This is a genomic window from Massilia sp. W12, from assembly GCF_037300705.1.
Lineage (GTDB): Bacteria > Pseudomonadota > Gammaproteobacteria > Burkholderiales > Burkholderiaceae_D > JACPVY01.
Window position 1 is genome coordinate 2,061,417 of sequence record NZ_CP147776.1, and the last position, 17,273, is coordinate 2,078,689.

Annotated in this window: 11 protein-coding genes; 5 read left to right on the forward strand and 6 right to left on the reverse strand. The window is 57.4% G+C overall.

The window, feature by feature from the left end; all coding sequences use genetic code 11:
- Window positions 1-186: 186 nt before the first annotated feature.
- From V8J88_RS08255 to V8J88_RS08270, 4 genes are all read right to left on the reverse strand, one after another.
- On the reverse strand, window positions 187-621 hold the full coding sequence (locus V8J88_RS08255; protein WP_338848921.1) for a hypothetical protein: 435 nt from the start codon (window positions 619-621) through the stop codon (window positions 187-189).
- A 309-nt stretch (window positions 622-930) separates the two neighbouring features.
- The gene (locus V8J88_RS08260; RefSeq protein ID WP_338848922.1) at window positions 931-3,009 is read right to left on the reverse strand and encodes a DUF4214 domain-containing protein; all 2,079 of its coding nucleotides are present in this window, start codon (window positions 3,007-3,009) and stop codon (window positions 931-933) included.
- Between the two features lie 240 nt (window positions 3,010-3,249).
- Window positions 3,250-3,834: a hypothetical protein gene (locus V8J88_RS08265; RefSeq protein ID WP_338848923.1), complete on the reverse strand. Its 585-nt coding sequence runs from the start codon at window positions 3,832-3,834 to the stop codon at window positions 3,250-3,252.
- Between the two features lie 82 nt (window positions 3,835-3,916).
- Window positions 3,917-4,195, reverse strand: a complete 279-nt coding sequence (locus V8J88_RS08270; protein WP_338848924.1) for a hypothetical protein — start codon at window positions 4,193-4,195, stop codon at window positions 3,917-3,919.
- Window positions 4,196-4,461: 266 nt separating this feature from the next.
- Here V8J88_RS08270 and V8J88_RS08275 point away from each other — a divergent pair, with 266 nt between their 5' ends.
- Window positions 4,462-5,148, forward strand: coding sequence for a hypothetical protein (locus V8J88_RS08275; protein WP_338848925.1), 687 nt, complete (start codon window positions 4,462-4,464; stop codon window positions 5,146-5,148).
- Between the two features lie 3 nt (window positions 5,149-5,151).
- On the forward strand, window positions 5,152-6,063 hold the full coding sequence (locus V8J88_RS08280) for a hypothetical protein (protein ID WP_338848926.1): 912 nt from the start codon (window positions 5,152-5,154) through the stop codon (window positions 6,061-6,063).
- Between the two features lie 51 nt (window positions 6,064-6,114).
- On the opposite strand, the gene V8J88_RS08285 is transcribed toward V8J88_RS08280, so the two are convergent.
- Window positions 6,115-7,122, reverse strand: a complete 1,008-nt coding sequence (locus tag V8J88_RS08285) for a hypothetical protein (protein WP_338848927.1) — start codon at window positions 7,120-7,122, stop codon at window positions 6,115-6,117.
- Between the two features lie 163 nt (window positions 7,123-7,285).
- Window positions 7,286-7,972: a hypothetical protein gene (locus V8J88_RS08290; protein WP_338848928.1), complete on the reverse strand. Its 687-nt coding sequence runs from the start codon at window positions 7,970-7,972 to the stop codon at window positions 7,286-7,288.
- A gap of 20 nt (window positions 7,973-7,992) precedes the next feature.
- Between V8J88_RS08290 and V8J88_RS08295 the strand changes: the two genes are divergently transcribed.
- From V8J88_RS08295 to pbpC, 3 genes are all read left to right on the forward strand, one after another.
- A complete protein-coding gene (locus tag V8J88_RS08295; RefSeq protein WP_338848929.1) occupies window positions 7,993-8,535 on the forward strand; it encodes a hypothetical protein in 543 nt (180 codons plus the stop codon).
- Between the two features lie 194 nt (window positions 8,536-8,729).
- Window positions 8,730-14,771, forward strand: coding sequence for an alpha-2-macroglobulin (locus V8J88_RS08300; RefSeq protein WP_338848930.1), 6,042 nt, complete (start codon window positions 8,730-8,732; stop codon window positions 14,769-14,771).
- The gene (gene pbpC / locus V8J88_RS08305) at window positions 14,768-17,173 is read left to right on the forward strand and encodes a penicillin-binding protein 1C (protein ID WP_338848931.1); all 2,406 of its coding nucleotides are present in this window, start codon (window positions 14,768-14,770) and stop codon (window positions 17,171-17,173) included. The genes V8J88_RS08300 and pbpC overlap by 4 nt, the downstream gene beginning before the upstream one ends.
- Window positions 17,174-17,273 lie beyond the last annotated feature (100 nt).

Sequence of the window (17,273 nt, forward strand, 5' to 3'; positions counted from 1 at the left end):
TTAGTTACGTAATACAGTATAGTTTGATAAAGTCGGCTTGGCAAGCATGCTTGCCAATTTTTTTGCATCATAGTTAGCGTTGGTTGGAGGAGGAGTGAAGCGGGAGGGATTTGGCGCAGCCGGACAGGGGCAAAAAAAACGGCGCGCTCATCAAGAGCGCGCCGCTGATGTCAGCTCAGGCTGGACTTAGAAGTAATAGCTGGCGAACAGGCCGGCATGGTTGCCGCTGAAGCTCGCATTGCTGTTTTCCAGGGTGTACTTCTCGTTCACCAGGCGGAAAGACACGCCCCAGTTTTTCGCGCCCATGTATTCCACCGCCAGCACGCCGCCGGTGGTGTTGCCGTAGTTGCCGTTCAGATTCGCCGCTGCGCCGCTGCCGCTCAAGCGGGCAACATGGTAGCCAACGGTGGCTTGCAGCGACACTTGCGGTGCAACGCGGTATTCCACGCCGCCCTTGAGATCCAGACCGGAGCCGGCGCGGATGTTGACCGAGCTGCAGTCAGTGTATTCCGCGGTGGCCAGTGTGTCGCCGCCATAGGTGGCGCTTACGTGCAATACCGGACGCCGAGCGCCAGTGTTTGCGGCGCCGGCCAACAGCGTCTGATACCGGTGGCGCTTCAAAGGAGTTGCAGCGGGCTGATCTTAGCCCGGTGGACACACTAAGCAAGCGGCGTGTGCGCATCCGCCCCAAGAGCAAGAACAATGACGGCGCCACGCAAGCTTTGATGTTCGAATCCGGCCAGACTCCGCGAACAGGCATCCAGCATGACAAGGCGTGAAATGGCAGACTTTATGCGCGATGGCAGCTTGCAAGCGCAGTTTGCGCCGGCCATTTCGTATGCCGATTTGAATGCCGTGCTGGCTTGATCGGCGCCTTGTTTGATCATGGCGGCGCTGACGCCGCCTTGCATTGACAGCGCTGCGCCGCCATCAAGCCTGGAACACCTCGTAAGGCACGCCGGCTTGTATCACGCCGACTAAGGCGGCTTGGTTTTCCGCGCTCTCGGCAAAGGCTGCCAACACGCTGGCGGGTGTGCCTTTTTGCTGATCCAGGATATCCAGCCAAAACGCGCGCCCGCCGGCGTCCGGCGCACGGTGTAATACATTTTGGTAAAACTGATCCACCATTGCAGCATTGCCGGGCGCATCGCCATACATAGATTTAAATTCGGCGGATTGCATAAATCCCTGCGCCACCTGTTCCACACTTACGCCTTGATCAAAGCGGCTGATCCAATACCCCAGACCGCCGGCATCCGGCGCGCGGTTAAATGCGGCTTGATAAATGCGAAAGGCTTGCTCAGCGTGCGTGTCGCCCGGGAGGAAAAACCCTTTTTTGTCGCCTTCCACCCTTTCCACATTCACAAAGCTGAGCGTGGAGCCATGTCCGGTAGCGGCGTTGAAACGGCCATTGGCAAAACTGACTTTGCCATCAAACAATCTGCCGGCTTTGATGATGTCAAAGCCATTGCCGCCATCAACAAAATCATTGCCGCTGTTGAGATAGAGCATATCGTCAATCCTGACATGCATGATGTCATCGCCATCCGCGCCATATAAGTGATCATCCTGCGAGCTGCCGGTGATCTGATTATTCAGCGCATTGCCGCGCCCGATATGCAGATTGCGTTCTGCCAGCCCTTGTCCGGCAGGGTTGCCTTTTAGCAGCATGATCAGATTTTCCACATTCCCGGGCAGCGTGTAATCGCTCAGAGAGGTATACACGCTGTCTGTTCCGGCTGCCGGATCTTCCTGCACAATGCTGCCTGCTGCTTCAAGCCAGTAATGATCATTGCCCGCACCGCCGGCCAGGGTGGCGGCTTGCATCATGTCGCTCAAAGTGTTGGCGCCATCAAGATTCAGCCCGCCATCCAGAGATAGCACATGCAAATATTCCGGCCAGGGGCCATGTTGGTAGGGCTTGGCCAGACTGGCCCAGAATTCTGCATAGGAGCTGGTTTTCAGCAGAACTTGCTTGCCATCGCTGCTAAATCCGGAGAATCTCAGATAGCTTGATGCGTCTGCCGAATAGGGGGTAATTTGACGGGTTGCGCCGCTTTGCATGTCCCTGATGTAAGCAACATCTTGCTCCGGACCGTCGCTATATAACAGGTGGCGCCCATCCGCACTGATATAATGCAATTTTACATAGCTGAATTCGCTGTCCGAGCCGCGCAAGACTTCCTTGAGTTCGCCGCTGATCAAGTCTTTTTCCATGATCAGGGGGTAGTAGCGATTGCTGCCGGTGTAAGATGATTGGAAGAAAACCTTGCTGCCATCCGCAGTCATCACGACGCGTTCAATATGAGTGTAAATTTTGCCATTGGCGTCAATATCAAGATATTGCATATCCCCGCTCTTGAGATTTTTCGCCACCAGGCGCGCCTGGGATATTGGCTTGTTCTGGCTTGGAGGCAGCAGATTACTGGCGTAGCTGGAAAATACGATGATGTTGCCATCCACGCTAAGTTGTTCTTCATATGAATCTTCATCGCCAGCGACGCCGGCGCTGGTTTGCGATACCAGAGTCATCGCGCCGCTTAAGGTGTCTTTGATATATACATCCATTTTGCCGTTTTGATCATTTGGCGCCCAGCCATCTGTTTTCAAATTCAAGCTCAGATAGCGTCCGTCCTGGCTCACGACCGGCATTTGAAGGGTAGGGGAGGCGTTTTTTTCTTGCCAAATCAGCTTGGATGAACCTTGCTTGATGTCGTACATCATCAGGTCGCTGCTTACTGATTGCTCCGTATTTGAATGTGTAACATAAGAAAACAGCAATTTGCTGCTGTCTGGGGAGAATTTCAAAAAATTGGTGTAATAGTTCCCTTCAGCCAGCTTGCGCGTGTCACCTGTTTGCAGATCTTTTAATAACAGTTGATAAGGTGGGTCGCCAGTCAGCAGGGAGCTTTGAATGTAGCGGAATATCGCCAGATATCTTCCATCCGGGGACATGCTTGTAGTATCGCCATTGACGTGGCTCAAAATTTCCTGGGTAATAACGGACATGGTATTTTTATATTGAAATAGTTAAATTTTCTGTATTTCCTGAAATAGTATGCGTGAATTTAACATAAAGCAGGGATGAAACACGCTTTACGCCAGACTGGAATAAGCAATCCAATCGTAGAGCCTCATCATGCCTTGGCTGGAGGAGGCGTGAAGCGGGAGGGATTTGGCGCAGCCGGACAGGGGCAAAAAACGGCGCGCTCATCAAGAGCGCGCCGCTGATGTCAGCTCAGGCTGGACTTAGAAGTAATAGCTGGCGAACAGGCCGGCATGGTTGCCGCTGAAGCTCGCATTGCTGTTTTCCAGGGTGTACTTCTCGTTCACCAGGCGGAAAGACACGCCCCAGTTTTTCGCACCCATGTATTCCACCGCCAGCACGCCGCCGGTGGTGTTGCCGTAGTTGCCGTTCAGATTCGCCGCTGCGCCGCTGCCGCTCAAGCGGGCATTGCGCACGAAACGCACGCCGCCGCCGACGCGCCATTGTTCATTGATGTGGTAAAACGCCAGCAATTCGATAGGGATACGGTTGAAGTTGGCGTCGCCATTCGAGGCTTCCGGCGTGAAGTGGACATGGTAGCCAACAGTGGCTTGCAGGGACACTTGCGGCGCAACGCGATATTCCACGCCACCTTTCATATCCAGGCCGGAACCGGCGCGGATGTTGACCGAGCTGCCGTCAGTGTATTTGGCGGTGGCCAGTGTGTCGCCGCCATAGGTGACGCCTACGCTCAACACCGGACGCAGGGCTCCAGTGTTTGCATCAGCAGCCTGGGCGGCGCCCATCAGGGACAGGGGCAGGGCGAGGGCAAGAAGAATTTTTTTCATAATGCTTAATGGTCAGTGTGTTGTGTCAAAAAATATTGGAGCGCAATTGTACAGCATACTTATTAAAAACCTGGCCTTCAGATCAAAAAAATTTCCTGATGGAAAAATAACAGGGCGCAGCGCAGACCGGTGCGCCCTGTGTATGGTGAAGCGGGCATGGCATGCGCCAGGATGATGGCGCGCCGTCCCAGATGATGTCGGCCGCCGCAAACTGGCAGCCGACAGACTGCCATCCACGCCCAAGATTTGGAATACATCCTGGATCGATTGCATCGCCATTAAATTGCCGGCCGATTGTGATTGAAATCGCGACCATACCCGATTCGTCATTGCGCACCAGGGCATAGACCTTGGCAGCCACTGCCTGCCATCACATTCCAATAAACCTTGTTGTGACAGGGCTTCATCATGTGCAGAGCGCCAGAAATTCATAAAATCGCTTTGATTTACTTGGATGAAGCATTTATGTGTATAAAAACCGCATAAAAATGATCTTGCCACAGCGAATATTCATTGTGTTTATTGTTTCCAGATGGCAAGATTGCGCCGTTTTCGCAAGTGATCTGACGCAACCCGCGCCTGACCGCTGCAATGCTTATCCCTTACTATTGATTATTGGAGAACCACATGAGTTTTACCCGCCTTGCTTCCATCAGCGCCATTGCCATGGTTTTGAGCGCCTGCGCCACTGGCCCGAAAGGCCCGATTGCATTGGAAAAGGACGCATTGGCGCCTGGTAAAAACGTTGGTGTGGCGATGTCCGCCTTGCCGACCCCTGACACCTATTTCCCCGGCGCTGACTGTCTGTTGTGTTATGCCGCCGCCAGCGTCATGCACACCAATCTGACGGCGCATACCAAGACCTTGAAGGTGGATGAGCTGGCAGGCGTGAAGGCGCAAGTCATGGATAAACTGCGCAAGCGCGGTTTGAATGTGGTGGATATCGCCCAGCCGATTGACCTCAAAGAACTGCCTGATTTCTCCGGCAATGAAAATCAGCCGCGCAAAGATTTCAGCAGTTTAAAGGCGAAATACAATATTGATAAACTGGTGATGCTGGATTTGAAGCTGGCCGGTTTTTCGCGCGGTTTTGCTGCCTATGTGCCAGTGGCGGAACCCAAGGCCATCGTTGGCGGCGTGGGCTATCTGCTTGATTTGCAAAGCAATACTTATCAATGGTACAAGCCTTTGAGCGTGATGAAGGCTGCGCAGGGCAGCTGGGATGAGCCGCCGCAATACCCCGGTCTGACCAATGCGTATTACCAGGCGCTGGAAATCAGCAAAGACGAACTGAGCATGCCGCTGGCGCAATAAATCATGCTGGCAGCGCGTTTTCTGACTGTGGCCATACTGCTCGCGTATGGCGTCGCGCAGGCGCGGGAAGTGGCGACCATCGCTGAACCGCAAGCGCAGCCGGCCGCGCCGGCGCAAGCGTCTGCGCAGGCTTTAAGCAGCGGTAAATGGGTGTTGTCCCTGCCCAGCGAAGGGACGGTTCCTTTTGATGGCATTGTCACCTTTGACCATTATGGCAATAACAAGGGTGAACATGTGCAGGTGACGGCGCCGAATATCGCCACCGGGATCGCCGGTCTGATCCTTGGCGGTTTGCTGGTCAAAGGCATTTCTGACGCCGGCAAAGAGAAGGTGCGTGAGGAGGCCAATCTGGTCTTGCAGCCGTTTCGTCCGGTATTGGATAAATTCAATTATGCGCGCTTGACTGCGCCGCTGGAGCAGCCGGGCGCATCCGCCAAATTGCGCTTAGCCAGCGGGGCCCAGGCCGGCATAGATGAATTGGTGATGGAGTCGCGTCCGCTGTTTTCATTGACGCAGGATAAGCGCAGTCTGGTCTTATCGAATCTGGTGCAAATCCAAAGCGCGGGCCGGCTGCTGTGGGAAAATCAGGTGCGCGTGGTGTCCCCGGTGTTTGCGGCAGAAGATATGAATGCGTTTTGGAATGAGCAGGAAGGCCGTAAATTGCTCGATGAAAGCCAGCGTTTGTATCTGCAATCGGTGCAAGCTGTGATGGCGCACTGGCGCACCAGCCAAACTACTGACAGCGCGCAATTCAAAACTGTGCGTTATCAAGAGGGTGGGGTGGAGCAATTTGAGCGCGCCCTGGTCTTACAGGAACATTGCGACCGGCGCATTTTCAAAAATCTGCGCGGCCAATGGCTGATTTTGCCTGCCAGTCCCGGCGCCGATGCGGCAGCTTGCAAGCCGGCTGCATAAATAGTGTCCCTCAACCCCGTTTTTGGGCGCTCTGCCTGAAAACGGGGTTTTTTACGCCTTGGCCGGACGCGCATCCGTCGTGCTGGCGGAGAGCATGAAAAACAGCAGCAGCGGCAACAGCGCAATATACATGCGACTTTCATTGACCAGGCCGAAAATCAGAATATTCAACATGATGCCCAGATAAATCAGCATGCCTTTGAATTGGGCCTGGCTGTAGTGCTTGCAGCGCGCCAGTAAAAACGCGCAGGAGCCGAGCACAAAAGCGCTGTTGAGCACATCGGTCGAAGTGAAATTCTGATACAGCAGGTTTTTCAGGTTGTCCACGAAATACACATGATTGCCAAGCGTGCGATGCGCGCTGTCATCGCCGCCATTAATCGTGCTGATGAATAAATAACTGCGTATCCATTTGGTGTACAAGGCGCCGCCAATCAAGAGCAGGATGCCGCACAGCAGGCGGGTGCGCGATTCCAGCCGCAGGCGCAATGTGCTCAGATCAAAGGTGAATGCATCCAGCACAATGTATAAGGCGATGAACAGGGCGGCTTCACGGTTGATGATTTCCACCGCATACAAGGCCAGGAAAAAACCGATCGGCTTGGCTTGCAGCACGCCATACGCAAACAGGGTGAAGATCAGGGCGTCGATGCAATCCCAGGGGTAAAACCAGTAATGCTGCAGCAGTAAAAATCCGAGCAGATACAGGCCCAGCCAGCGCAGTGCGGCAGCGGCCCCGGTCTGTTTTTGCAACAGGGCAAACAAAACAAAGCTTTGCGCTTGCAACATCAGGAATATAAACAGCTTGTAAGCGGCGCCCCAGTCCAGCCCGAAACAGCTGATCAGCTTGATCAGGGCCGGCCCCAGCAAGCGGTTTTGATACGCCAGCCAATGCGGTTTGCGCTCAAACACCGCCTGTGCGGCTTGTGTGAGTTCGGCAAAATGCGCGCCGTGAATTTGCAAGAGGACTTTGTATACCGCCAGCGCCAGGAAAAAAATCAGCGCGCCATATTGGCATTTGGCAGACAGGGACAGTCGCGGCGCTGTGTGCGGGATCATAGCGGACAACCTTTCACAAACAGCTGGCATGCCGGCGCCGCGAAGCGCCAGATGCGGCCAGCGCATCGCCTGGCCGCAAGGGGGAGGAGGTCAAACATACTCAAATCAATCAATTTCGCGCCCGGCTTGCCAGGCTGCGCCTGTGCGCAGTCCGGCGCAGCGCTCAGTTCTCAGGCTCCACCACTTGCTGCAGCAATTTGGTGGTTTTGGCCAGGATAGGCCCGGCAATCACATCCTGTTGCAGCGTGGCGAAGGCGCCCTGGCCGAAATACAGGCCGTCGGACACCACAAAGGTGATGCGGATATTGCCCGGCGGCGGCGGGGCCAGACGCGGCCTGTGCCAGGGGCCAAGTTTGTTGAGCAGGGTTTGCGCGGCGCCGACCAGGTCTTTGGCCTGCACTTCGAGCGGATTGCCGGGGCCGTCAAAAATCGAGACTTTGCCGCTTTGGCTCAGATAGCGCACGCCGCCGTCAGCAAATGCGGCCAGCACGTCCAGCCCGTGTTGCATTTGCGCTTCGACGATCACGCCTAATAAGAGTTTGCGCGGGGTTGGCGCGCCGATCTCGCGCAAACGGTGGCAAGCCAGCGCGCGCAGCCGGCCATCTTCTGCCGCGTCTTGCGCAATCTGGTTGAGCATGCTGCGTTTGGGCGCATGCGCGGTCAATTCATGCCAAAGCGGGTGGTCTTCTTGCGGCGGCTGCTCAGCAAACAGCGCATAGTTATCGCAAAACAGCAGATTGTAGTGCGCGTTGACATGCGCTTGCGCATAAGGCTGGTGAAAAACCGGCTCAGCCGGCGCGGCCGGGGGCGGCGACTTGCGGCCCAGCGCCGCCATGATTTTGCCTAACATGCTTATCAGTGCCCGATCAGATGGTGAAAGGCGTCGTGCGCTTTGGAAAATGCCTGATCAGCTTGCTCCGGTTTGTCCTGGCATGTGCTTTTGAAGGTTTGCAAGGCTTGCGTGAGTTGCTCTGCGGACTGGCTCTTGATTTGTGCGGCGGCGTTGAGCAGCGCATCGCTTTGGGCGCAGGCTTTGCCGGCGCGTTCTGCTTTGGCGCTATGCCACAAGGGGGAAAGCACTTGGTGGAAGGCTTTGACATCTTCAGCCATTTTGTGCTTGTGGCCGTGCTTTTGCCCGTGTTTGTGTTCATCGGCAAAAGCCGTTGCGTTGACACAGAGGGTGGCAAGGGCAAAGCAGGTGCAAAGCAGGGTTTTCATTATTTTCCTTTCAAGCAAAACATCATGATATCACCAGCGCAGTATGCACAGCACAGTCACGGGTTCTGCAAAGCATGGCGCAATCTGCTGCGCAAGACGCAAGGCGCATGCCGCTTTGGGCGGCAGATGTGGTTTTTTTGTCGTGAACCTTTCTTCACAGGGCGCCATCCTGGCGCCGTTTTGCGCCCGCTATAGACACAGGGGCAGCGCTATGCTCACATTGATTCAGATGGCGCGGCGTCGCTTCATATAATACAAACACATCAGCCGCAAGCTGCAGCATGGCGTCAGTAAGCGGGGCGTCAGAGCGCACGCTCCGGCGGCTGAATTTTTGAATCAGGCAGGCTGTTTTGCGCCGCAGTCCGGCGCGCTAACTTGGAAAGCGCAAGATGGACAGATTACATGCTTTAGTCGCCAATTGTGTGCGCATGCCCTGGCGCTTTTTTTATGCGTGCAGCCGCATCCTGCTCATGCCCTTTGCCTGGCTCGTGCGCATCTTGTTGGGCAGCTGGCAGGCGCCGCCCTGGCATGGCTGGCTGGCGCTTCGTATGCAGCGCGCTGGCGAGTGGGCCGCCCTGCGCGCGGCTTGGGTGGCCCTGTTTGTCATCGGCGGCGCAGGCTTGGCGGCGGCGCCGCATCTGAAAAAAGCCGATTGGCAGGAATGGTTTGACCGTTATCGCGATGTGCGTCCCGACCGTCCGGGCAAGGCGCAGGCGCTGCAAGGCGGGATTCAAATCAGCGCGCCGACGGCGATGAATCTGGAGCATGACAGCAAGCCGCGTCCGCTGGTTTTGCAATTCGCGCAGTCCGTTGCGCCATTGAGCGCTGCCGGCGCGGAAGGCGGCGACCTGAAGCTCACGCCCGCCTTGCCCGGCAAATGGATCTGGAAAGACGCCAGACAGCTGGAATTTCATCCACAGCAGGAATGGCCCATCGATGTCGCGTATCGCGTCAGCTTCGGCCCAAAAGCCCTGGCGCCGCATATTCAAACCCCGCCCGAACTCAGCTTTCATTCACCACGGTTTGTGATCCAGGCCCAAGACGGCGGTTTTTATCAAGATCCTGAGCAATACAGCTTGCGCAAAGCGGTGTTCGAGCTGCATTTTTCCCATCCGGTGGAGCCGGCGGCGCTTGAGAAAAAGCTGCAACTCAGTTTTGACGGCAGCGAAAGCGCCTTGTTTGTGCATCCGGGCGCGGCCAGAAAATTCAATGTGATTTGGGATAAATATAAAACCCGCGCCGCGATTCACTCTGAAGCGCTGAAAATTCCGGCGCAAAGTCTGGCGCTGAATTTGCAGATTGAGGCCGGCCTGCAGGCGGCGCGCGGCGGCAACCGGATTGAGGAAAAAATCAGCAAAGCCGTGCAAATCCCCGGCTTGTACAGCCTGGATATCAGCGAGGTCAAGTATGCCGTGGTCAGCAATAATCTGGGCGAGCCGGAAAACGTTTTATTGATCACGGCGGGCATGGCGGTGCATGAAAAAGAAATCAAGCGCGCGCTGCAAGCCTGGCTGCTGCCGGAGCGCGGCAAACAGGATGAAGCCTGGAGCGATGTCGATGCCGTGCGCGAGGAGGATTTGAAAGCTGGCGGCGCGCTGAAATTGGAGCTGTTGCCGGCAGAGCGGGATAACGGGCAAACCCACCGTTTCAAATTCCAGGCAGAAGCCGGCCGCCAGGTGTTTATCCGTGTGCAAAAAGGCTTGAAGTCGCTTGGCGGCTATCAATTGGGACAGGAGCGCAAAGACATTTTGCGCATCAAACATTCCGCCCCGGAATTGGCGATTATGAGCCGTGGTTCCTTGATGGCGCTGTCAGGCGATAAAAAATTGCCCTTGCTGGTGCGCGATTTGCCGGCGGTGCGGGTCGAAATCGGGCGTTTGCTGCCGCAGCAATTGCAACATCTGGTTGCGTTGAGTCAGGGCGATATGAGCAAGCCCGAGTTTTATCACGGTATGAATCAGGACAGCTTGAGCGAGCGCTTTGTGAAAGATTTCACCTTCGCCAAAAAGCGCGGCAAAACCCGTTATGAAAGTGTGGATTTTTCACAATATCTGCATAGCGATGAAAAAGACAGGCGCGGCGTGTTTTTGCTAACCGTGCAAGGCTATGACCCGGCGGCCAAGCCTGATCAAGCGGCTTATTTGCAGCCCGATTTTGCGCTGCAGCCGCACGAAGCGGACAGCGGCGAGCACGGCGGCGAGGACGGCGCGCAAGATGAAGAGCAAATCAATTGGGCGCGCATGCGCGACCGCCGCCTGGTGCTGGTGACGGATATGGCGCTGCTGGCCAAGCGCGCCGCCGATGGCAGCCAGGATGTGTTTGTGCAATCGATTCAAAGCGGGCAGCCGGTGGCCGGCGCGCAGATTGAAGTCTGGGGCAGAAACGGTCAGGTGTTGCAAAGCCAGCAAAGCAATGCCCAGGGGCATGTGCGCCTGCCTTCTACCGAAGGTTTTAAGCGCGAAAAAGCGCCGGCTGTGCTGGTCGCCAAAAAAGGCGGCGATTTGAGTTTTCTGCCGCTGGGCGGCAATCAACGGAATTTGGATTTATCGCGCTTTGATGTCGGCGGCGTGCAAATGGCGGCCTTGCCGAATCAAATCCAGGCCATGCTGTTTTCTGATCGCGGCATGTACCGTCCCGGCGACACAATGCATATCGGCATCATCGCCAAAGCCGCCGGCTGGAACCAGAAATTGAACGATTTGCCGGTTGAGGCGGAAGTGATTGATGCGCGCGGCCTGACTGTGAAAAAACAAAAATTCAAACTCGGCGCGGGCGGCATGGCGGAATTTTCCTACGCCACTCAAGACAGTTCGCCTACCGGCAACTACACCATCAAATTGAATCTGGCGCATGACAATGGCAGTGCGGACCCGGCAGCGCCTGACAGCAATGCCCTGCAATTGGGCAGCGTCACGGTCAAAGTGCAGGAATTCATGCCCGATCGCAGCAAGCTGGCGCTGCGTTTGTCGAAATCGGCAGAGCAGGGCTGGATCAGCCCGCAAGACCTTAAGCTGTTGATCAATGTGCAAAATCTGTTCGGCGCGCCGGGACAGAACCGCCGCGTCAGCGGCAAACTGACCTTGACCCCGGCCTGGCCTGCATTTGACAAATTCCCGGAATACACCTTTACCGATCCAGGCCGCAAAAAAGAGCAGCGCCAGGAAGATCTGGCCGAGACCAAAACCGATCAGGACGGCAATGCGCAAATCGAACTGCCGCTGCAGCAATATGAGGGTGCGGTGTACCGTTTGCATGCCTTGGTCAAAGCGTTTGAGCCGGAAGGCGGGCGCAGCGTCGCCGCCGAAGTCGCAACCCTGGTTTCTGAGCGCCCCTTCATGCTGGGCTGGAAGGCGGATGGCGATTTGAGCTATGTCAAACGGAATGCGGTGCGCAATTTGTCCTGGCTGGCGCTGAAAGCCAATTTGCAAAAAGTGGCGGCCAAAGATTTACGTCTGCAGCGCATCGAACGCAATGTCTTATCGGTGCTGGTCAAGCAAAGCAATGGCACGCTCAAATATGAGTCGCGCGCCAGTGAGAAAGTGCTGAGTGAGACGCCGTTTGCGCTAGCTGCTGACGGCGCCAAACACATTCTGGCCAGTCACACCCCGGGCAATTTCGCGTATGTGATCCGGGATCAGGCCGGGCTGGAATTGGCGCGCGTCTTATACAGCGTGGCGGGGGAGGCGAATGTGGCGCGCGAACTCGACCGCAATGCCGAGCTGCAACTGAGCTTGAACAAAAAGGATTACAACCCCGGCGAAGAAATTGAAATCAGCCTGCGTGCGCCCTACAAAGGCATGGGCTTGATCACGATTGAACGCGACAAAGTGTATGCGCATAAATGGTTCAGCGCGGACACCAGCGCCTCGCTGCAAAAAATCACACTGCCGAAAGATTTTGACGGCAATGGCTATGTTTCGGTGCAATTCGCGCGCGATTTGGCTTCCGATGAAATCTATATGAGTCCACTGAGTTATGGCGTGGCGCCATTTGCCGTCAATCTGGCGCGCCGCAGCAACAGCATCAAGCTCAGTTCCACAGAAAAACTGCAGCCGGGACAGAACGTTAAAATCAGGCTGGAACTCAAGCAGCCGGGACGGGCCTTTGTATTTGCGGTGGATGAGGGGATTTTGCAGGTGGCGCGCTATCAAACGCCAGATCCTTTGAAGTTCTTTTTCCAAAAGCGCGCACTGGAAGTCAGCACCAATCAATCGCTGGATTTGATCTTGCCTGAATTTAAGAAATTGATGGCGGCGGCAGCGCCCGGCGGCGACGCCGAAGGCGCTTTGGGCAAGCATTTGAATCCTTTTAAGCGCAAAACCGATAAGCCGGTGGTGTTCTGGTCAGGCTTGATCGATGTCGCCGGCAGCAAGGAATTGAGCTATACCGTGCCGGACTATTTCAATGGCGCCTTGCGCGTGATGGCGGTGGTGGTGAATGATGACACGGTGGCCTCAGCCGCCAGCACCAGCCTGGTGCGCGGCGATTTGATCTTGCAGCCGAATGCGCCGCTGGCCTTAAGTCCGGGCGATCAGGTTGAGGTCGGCGTGGGCGTCTCCAACAATCTGGCCGGCAGCGGCAAACAAGCGCCGGTGCTGCTGAACTTGCAGGTCGCGCCAGGGCTTGAGGTGGTAGGCGCGGCGCAGCAAACAATCAAGGTGAATGAAGCGGGTGAAGCCAGCACAAAATTCATCGTCAAAGCGCGCGCCGGGGCGCAAGCCCGCCTGGGTTCGGCTGCGCTGGTGTTTTCGGCCCAACTAAAAGGGGCCAAAGCGCGCCATGCCAGCGAAATTTCAGTGCGTCCCGCCTCTGCGCATGTGACGCTGGTGCAAAGCGGGCGCTTTAAAGGCAGCGGTGAGATTGCCGCGCAGGGCAACTTCTACGCCACCCTGCACAGCAGTGAAATCGCGATTTCCAGCACGCCCTGGGCCATCAGCTCCGCTCTGCTGCAATACCTTAACGCCTATCCTTATGGCTGCACGGAGCAGATCAGCAGCCAGGCGGCGCCGGCGATTTTGCTTGGCGCGCGCGCCGATTTGCTCAAGCAATTGCAGCAATACAGCAAAGGCCAGACGATAGAGCCGAAAAAGACCGTCGAGCGCTGGTTGGGACAGGTGCGCGCGCGCCAGAGCGCGGATGGCGGGATTGGCATGTGGCCGGGCGCGCAGCCGGATTTATTCGCCACCGCCTATGTCACCCATCTGGCGCTGGAAGCAAAAGAGCGCGGCATCGCCACAGCCAATGATCTGCTGCAAAAAAGCAATGCCTGGCTGCTGCGCGATCTGGCCAACAGCCGCAGCGATAAAGCGCATTGGCGCATGCAAACTTACGCCGCCTATCTGCTGACGCGGCAGGGCGTGAATGTGCAGGCCGCCTTGATGAATTTGCGCCAGACCCATGCGCACTTGATCAAGCAGGAAAAAGACAGCGCCCGGCGTCTGCAGATCACGCGCGATCTCGGCGCGGTGTATCTGGCCGCCGCCTTGCAAATCCAAAAACAGGACGCCGCCGCACTCGACTTGCTGAAACCGGCTTTGGATGGTTTGCAAGAATCTGCCGACGAAAAGAAAAACTGGTATTGGGAATATTATGCCGACCCCATGATTAACAGCAGTATGACAGTGGCCATCATCGGCAAGCATTTCCCGCAACGCATCAAAGAGGCGCCGCCCCAGTTCTGGGACGCGATGAGTCGCAAGATCCAGGATGGCTATTACCAAACCCACAGTTCAGCGGCGCTGATGCTGGCGATTGATGCGATGTCGCAAGCGGCCCAGACTTCCGCCAGCGGCAAGCTGGGAGTGAGCGCGGTCGATGCGCGCGGCGTCGCCAGCGTGCTGGATATACCGAAACAGCTCAGCCTGTTTGCGCTCGCGGTACCGGCGCAAAGCAAAAAATTGCGCCTGCAAAATGGCGGCGATTTGCCCATGTTTTACGCCTGGAGCGAATCCGGCTACGAGAGCGCAGCGCCGCAAGAAGCGATTCATTCCGGCCTGGAAATCATGCATGAATATCTGGATGAAAAAGGCAATCGCATTAATCAAGCCGAAATCGGCCAGGAAGTGACGGTGCGCTTGCGCCTGCGCGCCACCCGGAAATATCTGCCCCAGGTCGCGCTGGTCGATTTACTGCCCGGCGGCTTAGAGCCGGTCTTGAATACGCCGGCGGACGACGCCGACCCCGCAACGCCGCTCTGGCGCCAGCGCCTGGGACAGAGTAAAAACGCCTGGAATATTCACTATGCCGACATACGCGAAGACCGGGTGATTTTGTATGGCGATGTCAGCACAACGATGACCGAAATCAGCTACAAAGCGCGGGCCGCCAACGCCGGTAAATTTGTGGTTCCGCCCGCGTATGGCGAGGCGATGTATGAACGGCGCATTTTTGGCCGCTCCGCCGCCGACAGCTTTGAGGTCAAGGCCAAATGAGTGCGCACAGCCGTCTGCGCCGCAGCATGCAGGCGGCATGGCGCGCCGGCATGTATGGCGCGGCGCGTTTGACTGCGCGCCGCCGTCCGCCGGCGCCGCGCGTGCGGCCATACCGGCGCGCGATACTGGTTTTTGCGCTGTTTGTGCTGAGCCTGGCCGGCTTGCGTCTGTGGCCGCATGCGCCGCTGGCTGACCATTTCGCCTCTTCGCGCAGCGTGTTGGCCGCCGATGGCCGTTTATTGCGCCTGAGTCTGGCGGCAGATGGCCAATACCGGCTCTGGACGCCGTTGCCGCAGATTGCGCCATCCGTGCGCGAAGCGGTCTTGCTGTATGAAGACCGCTGGTTTGACTGGCATCCCGGCGTCAATCCGCTCGCCCTGGCGCGCGCAGCCTATAGCAGCGTCAGCGGCGGGCGGCGCATGGGGGCGTCCACCATCAGCATGCAATTGGCGCGCCGTCTGTATGGCATCGACAGCCGCAGCCTGCACGGCAAGCTGTGGCAAATCGGCGCGGCTTTGTGGCTGGAGGCGCGCTATGCCAAGCGCGAGATTCTGGAAGCTTATCTCAACAGTGCGCCCTATGGCGGCAATGTGGAAGGGGTGGCGGCGGCGGCGCTGATTTACTGGAATACGCCGGCGCATGCCTTGAATCTGGCGCAAGCGCTGAATCTGGCGGTGATTCCACAAAATCCGAATAAACGCCAGGGGCAAGCGCAAAGGCAAAGCAATCCGGCGCTGCAACAGGCGCGCCAACGGCTGGCGCAGCGCTGGCGCAGCCTTCATCCGCAAGATGCCGCCTGGCTCACGCCGGCCAGCCTGGAATTGCCATTCGCGCGCCGCAACAGCCTGCCTTTTCTGGCCCCGCATCTGAGCGATATGCTGTTGCGCGGCAATCCGGGACGCGTTTTGCACAGCACCATACAGCCGCAGCGCCAAGCCTTGTTGGAGCGCATCATGCGCGAGTATCTGAAAAGCCGCCGCAGCGACGGTTTGCGCAACGCCAGCGCGCTTTTGCTTGACGCCGCCACGATGCAAGTGCAAGCGCTGGTCGGCTCAAATGACTGGTTCGACCCGCATATCGAAGGGCAGGTGAATGGCGTGTTGGCGAAACGCTCGCCCGGCTCCACCTTAAAGCCTTTTATTTATGGGCTGGCGCTGGATCAGGGCATCATTCATGCCGGCAGCGTATTGAAAGACGCGCCGCGCCATTTCGGCGCATTCGCGCCGGAAAATTTTGATGGCCGCTACGCCGGCCCGCTGCCCGCCGGGCAAGCCCTGATCCGCAGCCGCAATGTGCCGGCGGTGGCGCTGGCGGCGCGCTTGCAGCAACCCGGTCTGTATCAGTTTCTGCGCATGGCCGGGGTGCGGAATATGCAAAGCGAAGCGCATTACGGCCTCGCGCTGGCGCTGGGCGGCGGCGATCTGAGCATGGAGGAATTGGCCGGCTTGTACGCCATGTTGTACAACCAGGGCCGCTGGCAAGCGCTGCGTTATTTGCAAGATGGTGGGGACAGGGCGCAGGCTTTGCCCTTGCTGTCAGCGGAAGCGGCGTATATCGTGCTCGATATGCTGCGGCAAACCCCGCGCCCGGACAGTTTTGCGCCGGCGCGCCCGGCGATTGCCTGGAAAACCGGCACCTCCTGGGGCTTTCATGACGCCTGGACGGCGGGCGTTTTCGGGCGCTATGTGCTGGTGGTGTGGGTCGGCAATTTTGATAATACGCCCAATCCGGCCCTGATCGGGGTGGAGGCGGCCGCGCCCCTGTTTTTGCGCATGGTGGACGCGCTGCGTGCGGAAAAACTCGATTCCGGCGAGCAAGCCTTCAGCCTGCCGCCGCGTCTGCAAAAAATCAGGGTGTGCAGCGCCAGCGGCGATTTGCCGGATCAAGACTGTCCAGCCACCAGCGAAGTGTGGAGCATCGCCGGCGTTTCGCCCATGCAGCAAAGCCGTTTGCACCGCCGCGTCTTGCTCGATATGCGCAGCGGGCAGCAGGTATGCGCTCCCTCGGCGCATACCCGCAGCGTGCTGCTGGAAAACTGGGGCACGGAAATGGCCAAGGTGTATCGTGACGCCGGCTTGCCGCTGCGCGCCGCCGCCGCGCCGGCCAGTCCCTGTCAAAACAGCGCCGCCACACCCGCCGTGGCGCCGGAAATCACCAGCCCGATACGCGGCGTCAGTCATATTTTGCGCAGCCGGCAAAGCAATGCGCCGCTGCAACTGCGCGCCGAAGCCAGTCCCGGGACAGAACTGCTGTGGTTTGCCGACGCCGCCTTGCTCGGACGCAGCAAGGCCGGGGCCAGTCTGGCATGGACGCCGCCGCAAGCCGGGCGCTATATTTTGCGGGTGCTGGATGAAAACGGGATGGCTGACAGCCGCGAGCTGGTGGTGGAGCAGATGGAATAGCTGCGCAAATTGGCTCAAGCCAGCGCACAGCCGGCCATACGTAAAAGAACAGGCCTGCAGCCGCCGTCAAATATGCCACAATGCCGCAGACATTCATTAA

Excerpts from the sequence above, each read along its gene's own strand:
- V8J88_RS08260 (WP_338848922.1), bottom strand. The coding sequence starts at position 3,009 with ATGTCCGTTATTACCCAGGAAATTTTGAGCCACGTCAATGGCGATACT.
- V8J88_RS08265 (WP_338848923.1), bottom strand. The coding sequence starts at position 3,834 with ATGAAAAAAATTCTTCTTGCCCTCGCCCTGCCCCTGTCCCTGATGGGC.
- V8J88_RS08275 (WP_338848925.1), top strand. The coding sequence starts at position 4,462 with ATGAGTTTTACCCGCCTTGCTTCCATCAGCGCCATTGCCATGGTTTTG.
- V8J88_RS08280 (WP_338848926.1), top strand. The coding sequence starts at position 5,152 with ATGCTGGCAGCGCGTTTTCTGACTGTGGCCATACTGCTCGCGTATGGC.
- V8J88_RS08285 (WP_338848927.1), bottom strand. The coding sequence starts at position 7,122 with ATGATCCCGCACACAGCGCCGCGACTGTCCCTGTCTGCCAAATGCCAA.
- V8J88_RS08290 (WP_338848928.1), bottom strand. The coding sequence starts at position 7,972 with ATGTTAGGCAAAATCATGGCGGCGCTGGGCCGCAAGTCGCCGCCCCCG.
- V8J88_RS08295 (WP_338848929.1), top strand. The coding sequence starts at position 7,993 with ATGGTGAAAGGCGTCGTGCGCTTTGGAAAATGCCTGATCAGCTTGCTC.
- V8J88_RS08300 (WP_338848930.1), top strand. The coding sequence starts at position 8,730 with ATGGACAGATTACATGCTTTAGTCGCCAATTGTGTGCGCATGCCCTGG.
- pbpC (WP_338848931.1), top strand. The coding sequence starts at position 14,768 with ATGAGTGCGCACAGCCGTCTGCGCCGCAGCATGCAGGCGGCATGGCGC.